The following is a 17,377-nucleotide window of genomic DNA, read 5'->3' as shown; positions in this document are numbered from 1 at the left end:
CGGACTTAAAAACCCAATAATTGCCGAAACGAGCTGGAATACGTTTGACTGACGGGTACTCTTGTTTTTTGCTTGTCCTTCATTTCCAGCATAAACGTAGAGTGAAAATGAGGATGAATGAATCCGATCGATTCCACATTCACAAAGTAAGAACGGTGGCAGCGAACAAACTTGCCCTGAGGCAGCATTCCTTCGAGTTCAGACATGGAAAACTTATTCGCATACGAGCCTGTCGTCGTGTGCAAAAAGGTCTTCCCGTCGTTGGAGCTGATGTACACAATCTCGCTTAAAGACAGTGGCCGCCAGCCATCTTCATCCTTGCCGATCAAAAAGGAAACGCTAGGCTCCGGGGCTGCCATCGGCAAAGCTTGCGGTGCATAAATCGCCGTAATGCACCCCATGACTTGTCCGTGACTGACCAGAGGCAGAGACAGGCCGTAATACGGCACGCCAAATATCCGGCTCTCCACATAATGACCGACTTTTCCCATCTCTTGCAGCGCTTTATAGGTAGCTGAACCCACAGGCACGGTATCGCCTGGCATGATTTTCAGATCAATGACGGCACTTGGCTGATAGTACAGGTAATGCGAACCGTCAGATATGGCGATGGATACACCATCTGGCACGACTTCCCCGATCATTTGCAGCACTTCTGGCACCAATGTGTTATCCATGAAGATTCCCCCTGACCCTAGTGACTTCGTCTCTCCTTCTATTAAATCATATTTTTCGCATGTTCGAGCGAGCCTTGTCTTTCCATCCGGTGACACTTCGTGTGCTATCATGGAGGCAACTGATTTGGAAAAAGGCGGTGCAGCATGGAAAACACCATTGTCTTGATTGCCAAAGGCACGGATACCCTTGAGTTTTTGCTCCAGGAATTAAAAGCGTACTTCGAACCCTACTGTCGCGTCATCGGGTTTGCGAGTCACCAGTACATCCCCGATCTGCACGAGGCCGCTCATGTTTTTCTCACGACAAAGTCGCCGGAACTCTTCACCATCGCTCGGCAGGCAGTGGCAGACGCGGTTCCCATCACGGTCCTGAACCGCTACTTTGAGCTGCGAAAACTCAAAGCATTGATGCAGATTCCACCTGGCACGACGGTTCCCGTCATGAACAACTCTCCCGTCACCGCCCAGGAGGTCATCGAAAACCTGAAGGAAGCAAACGTCGATCATCTGAACTATATTCCGTTTCATCCCGACTGTACATTTGATGACCCCAGCCTTCAGTACGCTGTCATCATGAGCATCCCGGATGTTCCGCCGCCTCCCCATTTGGAGCTGATTGATCTGGGATTCCGCAAAATCCACATTCACGACCTGATTGATGTAGGGCGCAAGGTAGGAGTACCCGTCGAATGGGAACGCAACTATTTGTCTGCTTTTATTGCGGAAATGTCCGAGCTGTCCAAGCTGCTGGGAACTTCTTATGCCGAAGTCCAAAAGCTCAACAGCCAGCTCCAGTCCACATTCCAGGCAGTCCGCGATCCCGTCATTGCCTGCAATCAGGAAGGGCAAATCACCTTTATCAACGATGTCGCGATCGAGCTGTTCTGCCCTCACGCCGACTCTGTCGTCGGTCAGCCTTATACCGTCCTGATGGAGCACAGCTTCCTTACGCCGTTTTTCGAGCACGTGGGACAGGAGGATACATTGGTCACACTGGCGCACAAGCAATTTATCGTCAGCAGTCAAAGCATTCGACGCCGTCACGAGCGACTCGGTTTTGTCTGCACCCTGAAGGACGTGACCGAGCTCCAAAGGCTGAGGACGCAGCTCGTGCAGCGCGGGCATACCGCCACTTACAGCTTTGCGGATATTAAAGGAAAGAGCGGGCCGATCCAGAAAGCGATGGAAATCAGCAAAAAGATGGCAAAGAACAATCAGACCATCCTGCTTCTCGGTGAAAACGGAACGGGAAAGGAGCTTTTTGCTCATGCCATTCACCAGCATTCCTTGCGCAAGAACGGCCCCTTTGTCGCCATCAACTGTGCGTCCTTGCCGGAAAATCTGCTGGAGAGCGAGCTGTTTGGCTACGAGGAAGGCGCATTCACAGGTGCGCGCAAAGGCGGAAAGCCCGGTCTGTTTGAGCAGGCAGATGGAGGCACGATTTTTCTCGATGAGATCGGGGATATTTCTTCCGCCATTCAGGTCAAGCTGCTGCGTGTTCTGCAGGAAAAGCAGGTGATCCGAGTGGGCGGAACAGGCATCTTGTCCGTAGATTGCCGCGTCATTGCTGCCACCAATCGCGATCTCGAAGCCGCTGTGGAGCAAGGGCAATTTCGCGAGGATTTGTTTTATCGACTGGCGGTGCTGCCTATCGAAATCCCTTCTTTGCGCGAGCGCATCAGCGACCTACCGCTTTTGATCGAGGATCATTTGACCAGCCAAGGCGTTCGCAAAACCTGGTCTGCTGACGTCATGGAGCTGCTCATTAGCCATGATTGGCCCGGGAATATCCGTGAGCTGAAAAATGTCGTGGACTACGCTCTGGCCGTATCAGAAAAGCCGGTCATCACCATCGATGATTTGCCCAAGCGTTTAACCGATCGCCTCGCACAGAAGTCCCTGGGAGCAGCCTCCGCTTTTCGTGGAACCGACGAGAGAGACGTCGATCTGCTCTTGTGCCTGTACCAATTCTATGTGACCAACAGACCAGTCGGACGTTACCAGCTCGCCCATGCTCCCGCCCTGCGCTCTAAGGGGTGGACGGAAAGCGCGCTGCGAGGCAAGCTAAAGCAGCTGGAGGAGAGAGGCTTGGTCCGCTCCGGAACGACCCGGCAAGGCACGACGATCACACCGGACGGGATCGACATGCTCCGCAGCCTTGACCGGATCTGACGCCTTTTGCAAGGTTTATTAGGCGCTATTAGGTCGACTTAATCCTAATAAACATTCCTAAAGGAACAGGTGGATGGTTGTTGACCGTGAAGCAATGCCTGAGAAATCGCTATTTTCAAGCTTTGTCGAATCTTGGCATGACCCTTGCTTATTCACCGAGTTGTAACAATTAAAAGCGAGGTGACCTCATGGCTACACAGCATCATTCTCCGGCTCCTGCGCAGACCAAAGCGCCGGCCAAAAAACGTTTTTCCGTGCCTCATACCTATGCCATTCTCTTTATCATGATCGTCCTGGCAGCCCTGGCCTCCTATGTGCTCCCTACAGGAGAATTCGAGCGCATCAAGGACGCTACCTCCGGCAAAACGATTGTCGTGAACAACAGCTACCATCCAGTCGAAAGCAGCCCTGTCGGATTCTTTGACATGTTCAAAGCGATTCCAGACGGGATGCAAAAAGGTGCGCAAATCATTTTTTACATCTTCATCGTCAGCGGGGTCTTTGGCATCATTCGTTCCACCGGGGCCATTGAATCCGGGATACACAAAGGAGTACGTCATTTGGAGGGACGGGAAAAGCTCTTGATCCCCGCTTCCATGTTCCTCTTTTCCATCGGCGGTTTCACGATGGGGATGGCGGAGGAGAGCATTATCTTCGTTCCGATCGGCATTGCGCTGGCTCGTGCGATGGGCTTTGATGCCGTCACCGGTACCGCGATGATCACCATGGGAGCAGCCAGTGGCTTCATGGGCGGCATGCTCAATCCGTTCACAGTCGGGGTCGCCCAATCTCTTGCGCAGCTCCCCCTCTTTTCCGGCCTGGCATTCCGTGCGGTCATCTACGTCATCGTTCTCGGCTTTGCCATTTGGTACGTCATGCGCTATGCCTACAAGGTAAAGGCTGACCCGACCAAGAGCGTGATCTATGAGGTAGAAAAGCAAGCCGTCTCAGAAAAAGTAGAGATGGACATTCCAGAGCTGAATATTCGCCACAAGCTGGTGTTTCTGGTCATGGTCGTCGGACTTGCCTGCAACGTCTACGGTGTTTTTAAATACGAGTGGTTCCTGACCGAGCTCACTGCTTCTTTCCTGATCATGGGTCTGGTCGCGGGACTCGTCGGCGGACTCTCCGTCAACAACCTGTTTGACTCTTTCGTAGCTGGCGCCAAAGCCGTTACATTCGGTGCCTTGATCGTCGGCTTTGCCCGTGCCATCACGGTCGTGCTGGAGGATGGGAAGACCATCGATACGATGATTTACGCCCTCACTTCGGCCATCGGTCATCTGCCCGACGCCATCAACGTCATTGCGATGTTCCTGATCCAGGCGGTACTCAATCTGTTTATTTCTTCTGGAAGCGGACAGGCTGCGACCACGATGCCGATCATGGTACCGATTGCCGATCTCTTGGGCATCCAACGTCAAGTCGCCGTCCTCGCCTTCCAGTATGGCGATTCGGTCACCAACTCGATCATTCCGACTTCTTCCGCCTTGATGGGCTACTTGGCGGTTGCTGGTATCCCTTATGAAAAATGGGTCAAATTCATCTGGAAGCTGCTGCTCGGTTGGGCGTTGATTGCCTGCGTCGCGCTAATCACCGCCGTATACCTCGGCATCACCTAAATCGGTCCAACATCATAGGGAGGAACCATGCGCACTACTATCGAACAATTACGGCCTGCCATCTTTTCTCTATTCGATCACTTGCATCAGCATCCGGAAGTGAGTTGGCAGGAGGAAGCCACTACCTCGTTTGTCGCTGATTTTTTGCGCCAGCACGGTTGCCAAGTTACTACCTTTGAGGATGTGACCGGGGTCGTGGGAGACTATGGCCATGCTGCTCCCGAGTCCCTTACCGTAGGGGTGCGCGCCGACATGGACGCCCTATGGCAAGAAGTAGACGGTGTGTTTCGCGCCAATCACTCCTGCGGTCACGATGCGCATATGACCATGGCGATGGGTGTCCTCATGGTTCTGCATGCAGAGAAGATCCAGCTGCCCGGTCGACTGCGCCTCATTTTCCAGCCAGCCGAAGAGACCGGGAATGGAGCGCTCACCCTCGTAAACAAGAAGGTCGTCGACGAGATTGACTACCTTTACGGCGTTCATTTACGCCCTGTTCAAGAAATTCCAAACGGAACGGCTGCCTCTGCTATTCTGCATGGCGCGGCAGGCACGATTGCGGGTCACATTCAGAGCAGCGATGCCCACGGTGCGCGTCCTCATCTCGGGGTCAATGCCATCGAGGTGGCAGCCGCGATCGTGGAACAGCTCAAAGGCATCCATCTGGACCCGCTCATTCCGTATTCCGTCAAGATGACACAGCTGTCTGCTGGCGGGAAAAGCACGAACATCATCCCTGGCTCGGCACACTTCCATCTGGATTTAAGGGCCCAGACAAACGAAGCCATCCATGCGTTGTTCACCAAGGTGGAGCACATCCTGCAGCATATCGCCCAGCTCTATGAGGTCCCGGTGCAGTACGAGATTACCGAGCGCGTGTATGCCGCTGAGGTGAACGAGGAAGCCCGACAAATCCTGGCAGCAGCGATCACGCAGACGCTCGGCCCAGGCAAGCTCGAAGCTCCCATCTCCACTCCCGGTGCAGAGGACTTCCATTACTACACCAAAGAACGTCCTCATCTGCGCGCGACGATGCTCGGCCTCGGCTGCGGCCTTACGCCAGGCCTGCATCACCCGCACATGACCTTTGATCGCGAAGCCCTGCTCGATGGAATCGAGATCCTGACCCGAACGGTACTTTCCACCTTTGAGCTTCATGCCTGATTGACATCAATCCAATGCCAAGGAGTGATCATCATGAAAATCGAACGCGTTGACCTGCAACGTATCAAAATCCCGTTGACTGCACCGTTTGTGACAAGCATGGGGCTCGAGACGCACAAAGAATGCGTTCTCGTCCGTGCTTACAGCGGCCCTTACGTTGGCTTCGGGGAAAGCGTAGCGATGGACGTCCCAGTCTACAATGAAGAAGATGTCGACACGGTCTGGTACATGCTCGAGAAATATTTGATCCCGCAGCTGTTTACCCGCGAGATCGAGCATCCCGACGATGTGTCCCGCCTGTTTTCATGGATGCGCCGCAACAATATGGCCAAAGCTGCCCTGGAAGGAGCTATCTGGGATCTGTATGCCAAGATGAACGGCATCTCCCTCTCACAGGCATTGGGCGGCACTCGTGCGCAGATCGATGTCGGGGTCAGCATCGGCATCGAGCCGACCATCGAAAAACTGCTGGAGCGTGTAGACGGCTTTATCCGCGACGGCTACAAAAAAATCAAAGTGAAAATCAAGCCAGGTGCTGACGTGGAGCCGATGCGCGCGATCCGCCAAAAATTCGGCCCGGATGTACCTCTCATGGCAGATGCCAACTCCGCATACACGCTCAAAGACATCCAATTGCTCAAAGAGCTGGATGAATTCGGCCTGATCATGATCGAACAGCCGCTGTCCCATGACGATATCATCGACCATGCGACCTTGCAGCGCGAGCTGAAGACGCCGATCTGCCTCGATGAAAGCATCCACACGGTCGAGGATGCACGCAAAGCCATCGAGCTGGGCAGCTGCCGGATCATCAACATCAAGATCGGACGCGTAGGCGGACTGACCGAGGCGAAAAAGGTACACGACCTCTGTCAGGCGCACAACATCCCGGTCTGGTGTGGCGGCATGCAGGAAGTCGGAATCGGGCGCGCTCACAACATTGCGATCGCCTCGCTATCCAATTTCACGATTCCAGGGGACACTTCTCCTTCTCACCGCTACTTTGCAGCCGATGTCGTCACCCCGATGATCGACTTCGCTGCTCCCGGTGTCCTGGACGTGCCGACTGCCCCAGGAATCGGAATGGTCATCAACGAAGACGTGGTCCGCGATGCCCTCATCGAACACAAAAGCTACTTTGCCAACCGCGAATCGACGACGACCGTCATTCCGAACTTCTAAGGGAAATGAGAAAAGGGAGATCCATAGCGGTCTCCCTTTTTGTATCCCTTCGCAGCGGTTGGGCCTTTCCTCCTGACTTAATCCATGAGGGTCAAAAGCTTGCATACGTCACGTTCCGCCTTCGCCTGCGCCTCTTTCGGTAGGCGTTTGAGCAAATCCAGCGCTGCATAAGGCACTTTGAGTGCATGAGGATCGCTGTACGTCTTTGCCCAATAGTCAGGGGACGTAATTTTTTCAAAGGCTGGTTCTGTTACTTCATCCTGCAAAACGAATTCGGGCATCTGCCGATCGAGGTAAAGCTGCACTCGATGATTTCGCATGCCTTTGGCTGTAAACTCACCATACCCGAAACGCTCCAGATCGGTCAAAGCTTGGGCATGCGTGATACTGTGGTCTACTTCTCCAGAGAAAAAGTACATGACCCCGTCTATGACACGCCCTGGAACGACCGGTGGCAATTCCTCAAACGTCCTTTTCGCCATCTCCAATGTCGTATCGTACTCAGGAATGTCCCGGATATCCGCTGCCGTCACTTCAAAGTAATTGGGAATCCCCCAATATCGGTCACACCTGTCTTCCGTCGTCTTTTTCAAGAGAGTAGCCAGGCCCTCCACTATCGTCGGACGGATCAGGTCTGGACGCTCACGCAGCGCTTTCAGGGCGAGGACACCTAGCGCGAGCCCATGGCCTGATGTACGCAGCTGCTTCACGTTTTCCTCCAGGCCCGACAAGACCTTTTGCAAGAGAGCGGGATCTGCTTCTTCGTTCTGCTCCAAAGACAGGAACCACTCCGGCTTCAGTTCCCGATATGCTTCACAAGTGCGCTCGATTCCTTCGATGACATGCTCGGGCAAATCGTGCTCGCGCGTCATGAAATAACCAGCCAGCAAAGCCGCTCCATAATGCCCCCCGAACCATCCCGATGCTGCTGCCCTTGCCATTCCCACAACGCCAAGCTCCAAATAGGAATCCACCAATCGCTGCATACCCATTCCTCCTTTTTCCAAATGCTATGTATTCATAATATAACAAACATTTTTATTTGTTAAGTATTAAAATTAGAAAAAGAAAAAAGCTCCTTCATTTTCGGAGCTTTCCAAGAAGCGGCTACGCCACCCAATAACGCAATAGCATGATCGATATGATGCCAGCCACTACCGTTCCGAGCAGGCTGCGTGTTTTGATCGCCACCAGGAATGTCGGAATAGCTGCGAGCAATTGCACATTTGACGTTAGGGGCGCCCATTTTCCATCCTGCAAAAACAGCTCCTGACCGACCAAAGCCGCCATCACGGATATCGGCACATGGCTCAACCAGCGCACTCCCCACTCCGGCAGCGCGATTCGGCTGAACAGCATCAACGGCAGAACCCTCGGGAGGAACGTTACGAGAGCTGCCCCCAGGATGATCAGCATGACATCCCATCTTATTTCCATTTCTCAATCACCATCCCAATCGTGGAAGCGATCACCGTCGCCGCGATTACCCCGATATTTCCGCCCAGAAGGAGGGAGGCTCCTACCGCAATCACGACAGCACTAACTCCTACCGCTATATCCAGCCGCCATTTGCTTCTGCTGACCATGGAGAGTACCAATAGTCCGATAAACATGGCAGGCAGCGCGAAGTCCAGACCGAACTTTTCCGGATCTGCAATCCACTGCCCGAAATAAGCCCCGGCAATGTTGGCAAGAATCCAATTGAGGTACGCGGTTATATTCAGACCGTGCATCCATCTTTCACTGATGCGCTTGCGCTTCGCCGCTTCGTTGATGGCGACACCGAATGTCTCATCGGTCAAAAGAGAGCCGATCAGCATGTTACGCCCCGGAGACAAATGCCGAAAGTATGGCGATAATGCCGCACTGAGCAGGATATGTCTCAAGTTTACAAAGAAAATCGTAATGATGATCGCGGATGCCGACCCGTTTGCTGCCATCATGCCTGCCGCGATGAACTGGGCAGAGCCTGCGTATAAACAGATGGACATGAGTGCAATCTCAGCCACGCTGAGGCCTGCTGTCTTCTCCACGACCCCCGCTGCCAAGCCGATGCTCAAATATCCGAGCAACGTCGGTATGCAGTCCTTGACTCCCTGGAGAAAGGTATCTTCTCTTTCGATGGCCGCATCTGCCTTCAGACGTATTTCTTGCTCCCTCACTTGCCATATCCCCCTATCTCTTGAACCGCTTGCCCGTCACCACGTGGAACAGTTCGGCCTTATTTTTCCAAAGCGCTTCCACTTTCTCCGGTCCCAGCTCCTTGGTCACTTCTGCAAACATGATGTCGTGCCTGATGTATTCGATCGCCACCAGCACCAGAGCCGGGTCCTGCGTTTTTACCGCCCACGCACTCGCACCCGGAGCGAAATTCGCGATGAGCACTTCTTCCTGATCGCGAGCCACGATCGTCAAGCAGCCGCCCATGCGCTCCTGTGCGACCTTTGGCGACATGTAGTCATGATGAAAGGTCGTTCCTACTCGTGTACCGGCTTCCCCAAACAGGACGGAAAAAACATCGATCCCTTCCTGGATGCGCGCCTCTATCCCTTTTTGAATAAACGGGACTTGAGGCTCCCATACAGATAGCCAGAGCTCCGCCTTTGCTTTCCCGATCAGCTCTCCCATTTCCGCTATCACAAGCTCATCGCCGTCGATTCGCCTGATGACATCGACTTCACGCTCGCTTTCCAGGGCAGAGAGCTCCTTTTCCAGATAATCAAACGATTGTTCAAATTGCTTGCGTTGCCGGGAAATCAGCTCCTTGGCCGGCAGTGGCGCATACGTCACAGGCTCGGACGGTACGATATAAACAGCCCCTTTGTCGACCAGCTTCCCGACCACCTCGTAGATCATCGAGCGCGGCACTCCCGACCGTTTGCTGATCTCGTACCCGGTAATCGGATGGTGTTTCAGCAGCCCGACATAGGCTTTGCATTCGTATTGGGAAAACCCCAATCTCTGAAGCTCCTTAAAGATATCGTCCATAGCCGCTCCTTTAGTAGTTAGTGTTATACTCACTATAAAGTCGGTTTGCTCAAGCTGTCAATTGGAAATAGAAAAGACAGAGGTTCTCGCCCTCTGCCTTCCGTTGTTCTCTTCTTTATTTTTAAGTCAGTTTAAAATCAACTTCGTCTGTCGCGGGCAAGTAATCCACCGTCAATCCTTGTCCGTTCATGTACCACAGCTCATCCTTTTCCATATAAAACATGATGCCATCCACCACGGTAGACAGCCCGGCCTCATTCGGCTGTTCCTTTGCAATTCCCATGGAAAAGGAGTCTTGCACGGTGCTTACTCCGCCATAGCGGACAAAAAAGCGAATGCTGTCTCCCGGCACACAGCCCCACTCTTGCCGAAACCAATCCACGGCAGCAGCTGTCACGGTCAGGTTCATCGATGCCACACTCCTTTGCTAATTCCTCTCTTCTGTAGTTTACCCCACTTTCTAAATATGTACAGTAAAAAAGTATAATAAATGTGCACTTTGTTTTTTCAAAAAAAACCGATCTCCCCTTCAGGAAATCGGTTCCTTGTTCTTGTTCTATTGCTTGAGGGGAAGCGTCAGTAAAAAGCTTGTTCCCACGCCTTCCTCGCTGCTCACCTGGATTTTTCCGTGATGGGCGTCAACGATCCATTTGGCAATCGACAATCCCAAGCCTGTTCCTTCCGTCTGCCGCGACCTCATCTTGTCTACGCGGAAGAAGCGATCGAACAAAAAGGGAATGTCCTCTTTGGGAATGCCGATCCCCGTGTCGTTGACCATGACCGTCACCCTCTGCCCTTCCCGTTTGCACAATACGTAGATCTTGCCGCCTTGGTTCGTGTATTTCAGCGCATTGTCCAGCAAGATAACCAAGAGCTGATGCAACCGCTCTTCATCCCCGACGATTTCAAGCGGCTGCTCAATATCTGTCTCCAGGTGGATTTCCTTGACGATAGCAAGCTCGGTAAACACCTGGGTGCATTTGAGCACCAGCTCGTCCAACCGCAGCTTTTGTTTCATGATTTGCAGCTCATTGGAATCGCTGCGCGCCAGGGTCAAAAGGTCGGATACGAGCTTGGTCAGTCGACGGGCTTCCTGCATCCCGATCATGATTTTTTCGCTTTCCTGCTCGATGGTGTGATCCGGGTGGCGAAACAGGCGCTCCAGATTGACCAGGATGGCGGACAGAGGCGTTCGCAGCTCATGCGAGGCATCCGCGATAAACTGCTGCTGCTTTTCCCAGGAGACCTGGATTGGGACGAGGGCCCTTCTTGCGAGAAAGAGTCCGGCTACCACAGCGATGACGATGCTGACGGCATCCCCGATCGCCACGACGTACAGCAAGCTGCTCAGCATGTTTTGCTCGGGTGCCAGATTGTAGACGACTTGATATTGCATCGCCAGCTGGATCCGATCCCCAACGAATACTTTTTTCGGGATGGTGACCGTTTGCACTCGATAGACCTGACCGTTGATGGACATGGTTTCGATCCCATCCTGCTTGTTGACATGGCGGAACTTGGGGAAATCCTCCGGCTCCAGCCTTTCTCCAAATGCCGTACCGATGACTTGTCCCACCCCGTCCCATGCGATCAGGGCATATCTTCGGTCCATCTCGTTAAATTTCTTGCGCTCAGTGCGATTGTACGGAAAAAGATCCTCATTGATCCGCTGGAGACGAGGGAGGGGATCAATCGTCAGCCGCTGCGCTACTTTTGTCAGCTCGCGATCTACCTGCGAGTAGAGCCGGTACTTCATGGTAAAGTAAACCGCGCTACCCAGAGCATTGAGCAGGAGGAAAACGACGATGACGTTCAAGGTCACCAGGCGGATCCGGGTTTTTTGAAACATTATCGCTCTTCCTTCTTCAAAATGTAGCCAACATTGCGGATGGTACGGATAAAGCTTTCATAGGGACCCAGCTTTTTTCGCAAATAATGAACGTACAGATCGACTACCCCGTAATTGGCTTCCGAGTCGATCCCCCATACCCGGTCGAAAATTTGCTGGCGGGTCAGAATTTGCTCCCGGTTTTGCAAAAAGTACTTGAGCAGCTCGTATTCCTTGGTGGTCAGCTTCATGGGATCATCATCGATGAAGCCATCGTACTCGTTTACTTTCAGGGAGAGAGGGCCGTACGACATTTCCCCCTCTGCCCCTGTCTTTCCGTTCCGGCGCAATAATGCTCGTGCTCGGGCAGTCAGCTCCTCTGCAGCGAACGGTTTGACCAAGTAATCGTCTGCTCCCGCATCCAAGCCCTCTACGCGCGACTTCACACTGTCCTTTGCCGTCAAAAACAGCACAGGTGTCGTAATTCCTTTCGCGCGCAGTGTTTTGACCAGTGTGAGTCCATCCATGCCAGGCATCATGATATCGAGCACGAGCAGGTCGTAGATTCCCCGTTGCGCCAGCAATAGCCCGTCGTCTCCACGCTCAGCGGTGTCCACTTGATAGCCTTCATCCGTCAAAACTCCAGCGATCGCCTGAAGCAGAGCTTGTTCATCCTCCACTGCAAGAATCAGCATACTTATCCCTCTTTCATCTGAAAAGCCACGTGTGAAAGCTTCTTTTATTTTTCGATGCTTACTGTTTTTGGCTTGCGAAACGGCACAGTGATTCGTACTGCTTTTTTCAATTTAACCGTGATATCATCCAGCATAGCATAAACGACCGGAATCACAATGAGCGTCAGCATGGTCGAGAACAGCAATCCACCGATGACGACCGTCGCCATGGGCGCCTGGCTTTCTGCCCCTTCTCCCAAGCCCAGTGCCAATGGCAGCAGCGCCAGTACGGTACAAAACGTCGTCATCAAAATCGGGCGAAGACGCACAGGTCCGGCTGTGAGGAGTGCCTCCGTCCGTTCCATGCCTTCTCTGCGCAGGATGTTGGTAAAGTCGATCAGGACGATCGCATTACGCACTACGAGCCCCGCGAGCAAGATCAGCCCGATAAAGGCTGGGACGCTGACCGGCCTTCCCGTTACCCAGAGACTGAACGTCGCTCCGAAAATGGAGAGCGGAACCGACAGCATGATCGACAGCGGATACACCATCGACTCGAACTGCGCTGCCAAAATAATGTACACCAGCACGATCGCCAGTCCAAAGGCAATCAGCATGCTTTTGGTAGACTCATCCATCTGCTGATTTTGCCCCTGCTTTTCAATGGTATACCCAGGCGGGATCGGATAGGTCGCCAACACTTGATCGATTGCGGCTGTGACCGTACCCAAGTCTTGGCCTGGTGCCGTCGATGCCGTCACGTTGACTACCCTCGTCTGATTGTAGCGCTGGATCGCTTGCGGACCATTCGCCATCACGACATCGGCGACATCCTTGATCTGAATCAGCTCACCCTTTGGCGTCGTCAAAAGCAGGTTGCCGATATCCTGCATGCTGCTGGCCTGCCCGTCGCTGAGGCTGAGCGTGACGTCCACCTCTGTCCCAGCTGTTTCGTATTTGGTCGCCACCTGGTCCCTCAAGGCGGTTTGGATGGTGCCCGAAATCAGGCTTTGGGTCACGCCCAAATCCGCCGCTCGCACGCGATCCAGTTTTACCTGGATTTCCGGACGGGATTCCTCGAGGTTGTTATCTGCTTCACGGACACCCTGTACCTCGCTGATGGCTGCTGTCAGACCTTCCGCTACTTCTTTCAGCGTATCCTCATCATTTCCGCGAATGGCATAGGAGATCGGCGCTGCCCCTCCGAATTGTCCGCCACCGCCGCCTCCCATGCCTGGCAAGGTCGTACCGCCAGCCTCACTGACCCGGAGTCTGGCTCCTGGGAAACGGTTCAGCTTTTGTCTGATCTCGTCCGTTACTTCTGCGGTTGTCCGCTCACGCTCGGACTTGTCGGATAGAATCAGCAAGAACGATCCCGCGGAGGTGGACGCAGAGTTCCCGCGTGTAGCGTTGGTAGATCCGATTGCCGTAAAGATCGTTTTCACTTCAGGGATTGTCGCCAAAATGGCCTCTGCCTGTGTGACTGCTTCTTTTGTCTTTTCCAGCTCTGTCCCGTTCGGCATGGAGATGGATACGTTGATCTGCCCCTGATCGGATGTCGGCATGAATTCAGAGCCGATAAATGGAATCAAGCCTACTCCAGCTACCAGCGAAGCCAGCCCGATTGCCAGGACCGATTTGCGGTGGTTCAAAGACCAGTGGAGAATGCGTCTGTAAGCTGATAATCCACGTGAGTCATTGCGTTTTTCCGCATGAGCGGCAGCTTTGAGCGATTCTTTTTTGTGCGCCATCGTCCACTTGGATGTCAGCATCGGAGTGACCGTCAGGGAAACAATCAGCGAGGCGAGCAGGGAGAAGGATACTGTCACTCCCAAGTCCCGGAACAGCTGAGCGGTCACACCTTCCACGAATACGATCGGGAAAAATACCGCGACTGTCGTCAAGGTAGCGGCGATAACCGGCATCGCCACCTCTTTCGTCCCTTTGACAGCTGATTCCTTAATCGACAGGCCGGTCTCCCGGTGACGGTGGATGTTTTCTAATACGACGATCGCATCATCGACAATCATCCCGATACCGAGCGTGAGTCCCCCCAAGCTCATGATGTTAATGGACATGTCAGCAAAGTACATGAGCGTAAAGGTAGAAATCACGGAGATCGGAATGGCTGTTGCGATAATGACTGTATTGCTTGCGCTCTTCAGGAAGAGCAGAATGATCAGGATTGCCAGCACTCCACCGATCAGGGTGTCGTGCACGAGTGTATTGATGGATGCACGGATGAACGAGGATTGATCCGACAAGGCCATGACGGACATCGATTGCGGCATGCTTGCTCGCTGACGGTCCAGCTCCGCGTACAGTTCGTCAACGACCGCAACCGTATTGGTACCCGACTGCTTCATGATCGACATCGTTACCGTCGTCTGGTTGTTCATCGTGTTCTCGATGGATACTTCTTTAAATCCATCTTGGATAAGAGCCACATCCTCGAGGAAAATCCGGCCACCGTCCTTCAATGGTATGGAGACCTTGCGAATGTCATCTACGGACTTGAATTTACCCAAGGATCGAACATTGTAAGATACTCCGCCTTCCGTAATATTTCCTCCGGACGAGTCCAGGTTCTGGCTCTTCAGCTGCGAACTGATGTCAGACAGTGAGATGCCGTACTGCTCCAATTTGGCCTTATCCACGACAATCTTGATTTCCCTGTCCAGACCGCCCGATACCGTTACCGATGCGACTCCATTCACGCGTTCGAGCGAAGGTGCTATCTGGTCTTGGACATAGCTTTTCAGCTGATCGGCCCCCATGTCTGCTGAGATAGCCAGCGTCAGCACAGCCGTGCTGTTCGGGTCCATTCGAGCGACGGTTGGGGAATCTACATCATCCGGCAGAGAGCGCTTCGCACGTTCTACCTTTTGGGTAACCTCCGTTACGGCCTTATCCAGATCGGTTCCATAGGAAAACTCCACGATGACCATCGAAGAACCTTCACGTGATGTCGAAGTCACGGACTTGATGCCTGCTACGGAAGCGACTGCTTGTTCCACCGGCTTCGTGACCAGGTTCTCCATCTCTTCCGGCCCTACCCCTGAATAGCTTGTGATGACCGCGATGGTTGGGATTTCGATTTTCGGATACAGATCGATGGGAATGCGGCTGAGAGACATGATTCCCAAAATAATCACGATGAGGACTCCCATCATGACTGTGACGGGACGACGAATGGCGCGTTCCGATATATGCATGGGGCTCACCTATCCTTTTGGGGTTGCCGAAGGCTCGGGGTTCCCTGTACTGTTTGGTTGTCCTGATGGGTTGGTTTGTCCTCCCGGGTTCGATTGACCTCCTTGGCCGCCCTGGTTTCTTTGGCCGCCTTGCCCGCCAGATCCTCCTTGGCCACCTTGCCAACCACCGTTGCCCTGTCCATTGCCGCCCTTTTTACCCGACGCCTTTTGAGCTTGGGCTGGATCGATGACAGCTACCGTGGCGTTGGCAGTCAGCGTATTTTGACCTTGCACGACGACAGACTCTCCCCCTTGCAGTCCAGTCAAAATCTCGATCTTCGTCCCATCGGATTCTCCCGTAGTGACCGTTACTTGCTTGGCCTTGTCGCCTTCCACCACGAAAACATACGAGCTTTGCGCCTTCGTGATAACAGCCTCACGAGGTACGATGATCGCCTTATGCGGGTTTCCTTTCACTTCGACAGAAGCGACCATGCCTGCCTTTGCGCGCAGGTCCGTATTCGCTACTTCGATTTCGATTGGATAGGATTTGCTGGAATCGGCCATTGGACTAACCGACGTGATTTTCCCATTCACCGTCACATCTGCTGAAGGAATTTTTACCGCTACGCTTTGCCCTGGCTGGAATTGCCCGACTTGTCCTTCGCTTGCCTTGGCTGTCACTTTCATTGTGGAAATGTTGATGACTTGTGCGACGACCGTATTGTTCGATACGTTTTCTCCGACCGTTGCGGAGAGCGACCCAACGATACCGTCAATCGGCGATTTGATCGTCAGGTTTGATACGTTCAGTTGCGATAAGGCATAATCTGCCTCCGCCTGCTTTAATGTCGCTGCCGCTGAATCCAGCGCTGCCTGTGTCGGTCCTTTTTTCTCCTGCTGTGCCTTTTGCTTTTGATTTTCCAGGCTCGTCTGAGCAGACGCCAAGGCCAGGCGAGCTTTCTCCACTTCTGCTGTAGAGATGGCGCCCTCAGAGAATAGTTTTTGTGCGCGATCGAGATCGATTTTTGCAGCATTGGCCTTATTCTGGAGATCTGCGAGAGAATTAGCCGTCTGCGCCAGTACTTCCGCCTCGGTTCCCTCTGTCGCCTCTGCATATCTGGCTTTGGCAGATAGCATGGAAGCCTGGGCCTTCTGCATTTGGATTCGCAGCTCTTCCCCATCCAGCAACGCGATAGGCTGTCCGCTCTTTACTCGGTCCCCTACCTTGACGAGCAGCTGCTGTACACGTCCTGTGGCCTTTGAGGGTACATCGACCTGCTGTGCCGCTTCCAAACGTCCAGAGAGTGACATTTGGACCGCAAACTCTTCCTCCACCGCTTTTTTCACTTCAACAGGCACTGCTCTGGCGGCCTGGCTATTTCTCCTGTTCGAATTTTCAGCATTGCTAGAGCAACCACTCACCACAGCCAGGACCAATAAGCCTATGGTGATGCTACGAATCGTTCGATTCACCTTACTTTCCTCCGTTTCGTCTGCCATCTGGCTTGGGCCAAAAGACAGGCATATGTATAGATAAATTCATTAGAGCATGGATTTTTTTGAATTAGATTTGAAAAATCAAAAGATGCCGCTTTCCCTTGGACAAAACAAAAAAACTGCATTCTCCATTACTTTTTCAAGTAATCGAGAATGCAGTTTTTCATCTTCATTCCTTCAAAACTGAATATGCATGTTTGCTAAGAGTGTGTGGATAAGTCCTCGACCGATTAGTATTCGTCAGCTCCACGTGTTACCACGCTTCCACACCGAACCTATCAACCTCATCGTCTATGAGGGGTCTTACCAGCTTGCGCTGTGGGAAGTCTCATCTTGGAGGGGGCTTCACGCTTAGATGCTTTCAGCGCTTATCCCG

The 17,377-nt window shown here is 53.1% G+C and carries 14 protein-coding genes and 1 rRNA gene (1 of these 15 only partly in view); 4 read left to right on the top strand and 11 right to left on the bottom strand.

What is annotated here, in order from left to right; all coding sequences use genetic code 11:
- Positions 1 to 5 precede the first annotated feature (5 nt).
- The gene (locus tag JNE38_RS02085; RefSeq protein WP_203355033.1) at positions 6 to 677 is read right to left on the bottom strand and encodes a LytTR family DNA-binding domain-containing protein; all 672 of its coding nucleotides are present in this window, start codon (positions 675 to 677) and stop codon (positions 6 to 8) included.
- A 144-nt stretch (positions 678 to 821) separates the two neighbouring features.
- On the opposite strand from JNE38_RS02085, the gene JNE38_RS02080 reads away from it, so the two are divergent.
- The 4 genes from JNE38_RS02080 (at position 822) to menC (ending at position 6,817) form a co-directional block, all read left to right on the top strand.
- The gene (locus JNE38_RS02080; protein WP_203355032.1) at positions 822 to 2,849 is read left to right on the top strand and encodes a sigma 54-interacting transcriptional regulator; all 2,028 of its coding nucleotides are present in this window, start codon (positions 822 to 824) and stop codon (positions 2,847 to 2,849) included.
- A gap of 188 nt (positions 2,850 to 3,037) precedes the next feature.
- Entirely contained in the window at positions 3,038 to 4,471 is a 1,434-nt protein-coding gene (locus JNE38_RS02075; protein WP_203355031.1) for a YfcC family protein, read from the top strand.
- A gap of 27 nt (positions 4,472 to 4,498) precedes the next feature.
- Positions 4,499 to 5,635: a M20 peptidase aminoacylase family protein gene (locus tag JNE38_RS02070; RefSeq protein ID WP_203355030.1), complete on the top strand. Its 1,137-nt coding sequence runs from the start codon at positions 4,499 to 4,501 to the stop codon at positions 5,633 to 5,635.
- A 33-nt stretch (positions 5,636 to 5,668) separates the two neighbouring features.
- On the top strand, positions 5,669 to 6,817 hold the full coding sequence (gene menC, locus JNE38_RS02065) for an o-succinylbenzoate synthase (RefSeq protein WP_203355029.1): 1,149 nt from the start codon (positions 5,669 to 5,671) through the stop codon (positions 6,815 to 6,817).
- 77 nt (positions 6,818 to 6,894) lie between these two features.
- Here menC and JNE38_RS02060 read toward each other — a convergent pair whose 3' ends face one another.
- The 10 genes from JNE38_RS02060 to JNE38_RS02015 form a co-directional block, all read right to left on the bottom strand.
- Positions 6,895 to 7,803, bottom strand: a complete 909-nt coding sequence (locus tag JNE38_RS02060) for a hypothetical protein (RefSeq protein WP_203355028.1) — start codon at positions 7,801 to 7,803, stop codon at positions 6,895 to 6,897.
- Between the two features lie 121 nt (positions 7,804 to 7,924).
- Positions 7,925 to 8,254, bottom strand: coding sequence for an AzlD domain-containing protein (locus JNE38_RS02055; protein ID WP_203355027.1), 330 nt, complete (start codon positions 8,252 to 8,254; stop codon positions 7,925 to 7,927).
- A complete protein-coding gene (locus JNE38_RS02050) occupies positions 8,245 to 8,979 on the bottom strand; it encodes an AzlC family ABC transporter permease (protein WP_203355026.1) in 735 nt (244 codons plus the stop codon). Before JNE38_RS02050 ends, JNE38_RS02055 begins: the two co-directional genes overlap by 10 nt.
- 13 nt (positions 8,980 to 8,992) lie before the next feature.
- Entirely contained in the window at positions 8,993 to 9,805 is an 813-nt protein-coding gene (locus JNE38_RS02045; RefSeq protein WP_203355025.1) for a TrmB family transcriptional regulator, read from the bottom strand.
- A gap of 121 nt (positions 9,806 to 9,926) precedes the next feature.
- Complete coding sequence (locus JNE38_RS02040) at positions 9,927 to 10,214, bottom strand: HesB/YadR/YfhF family protein (RefSeq protein ID WP_203355024.1); 288 nt, start codon at positions 10,212 to 10,214, stop codon at positions 9,927 to 9,929.
- 147 nt (positions 10,215 to 10,361) lie between these two features.
- Positions 10,362 to 11,654: a sensor histidine kinase gene (locus JNE38_RS02035; RefSeq protein ID WP_203355023.1), complete on the bottom strand. Its 1,293-nt coding sequence runs from the start codon at positions 11,652 to 11,654 to the stop codon at positions 10,362 to 10,364.
- Positions 11,654 to 12,328, bottom strand: a complete 675-nt coding sequence (locus JNE38_RS02030) for a response regulator transcription factor (protein ID WP_203355022.1) — start codon at positions 12,326 to 12,328, stop codon at positions 11,654 to 11,656. Before JNE38_RS02030 ends, JNE38_RS02035 begins: the two co-directional genes overlap by 1 nt.
- Before the next feature lie 44 nt (positions 12,329 to 12,372).
- Entirely contained in the window at positions 12,373 to 15,522 is a 3,150-nt protein-coding gene (locus JNE38_RS02025) for an efflux RND transporter permease subunit (RefSeq protein WP_203355021.1), read from the bottom strand.
- A 9-nt stretch (positions 15,523 to 15,531) separates the two neighbouring features.
- Positions 15,532 to 16,977, bottom strand: a complete 1,446-nt coding sequence (locus JNE38_RS02020; protein WP_203355020.1) for an efflux RND transporter periplasmic adaptor subunit — start codon at positions 16,975 to 16,977, stop codon at positions 15,532 to 15,534.
- Between the two features lie 234 nt (positions 16,978 to 17,211).
- Positions 17,212 to 17,377, bottom strand: a 23S ribosomal RNA gene (locus JNE38_RS02015); it runs 2,761 nt beyond the window's last position.

It is taken from the genome of Brevibacillus choshinensis (assembly GCF_016811915.1).
GTDB classification, from domain to species: Bacteria; Bacillota; Bacilli; order Brevibacillales; family Brevibacillaceae; genus Brevibacillus; species Brevibacillus choshinensis_A.
Note: the sequence above shows the minus strand (reverse complement) of the source record. Positions and strands in the feature narration are given on the sequence as shown.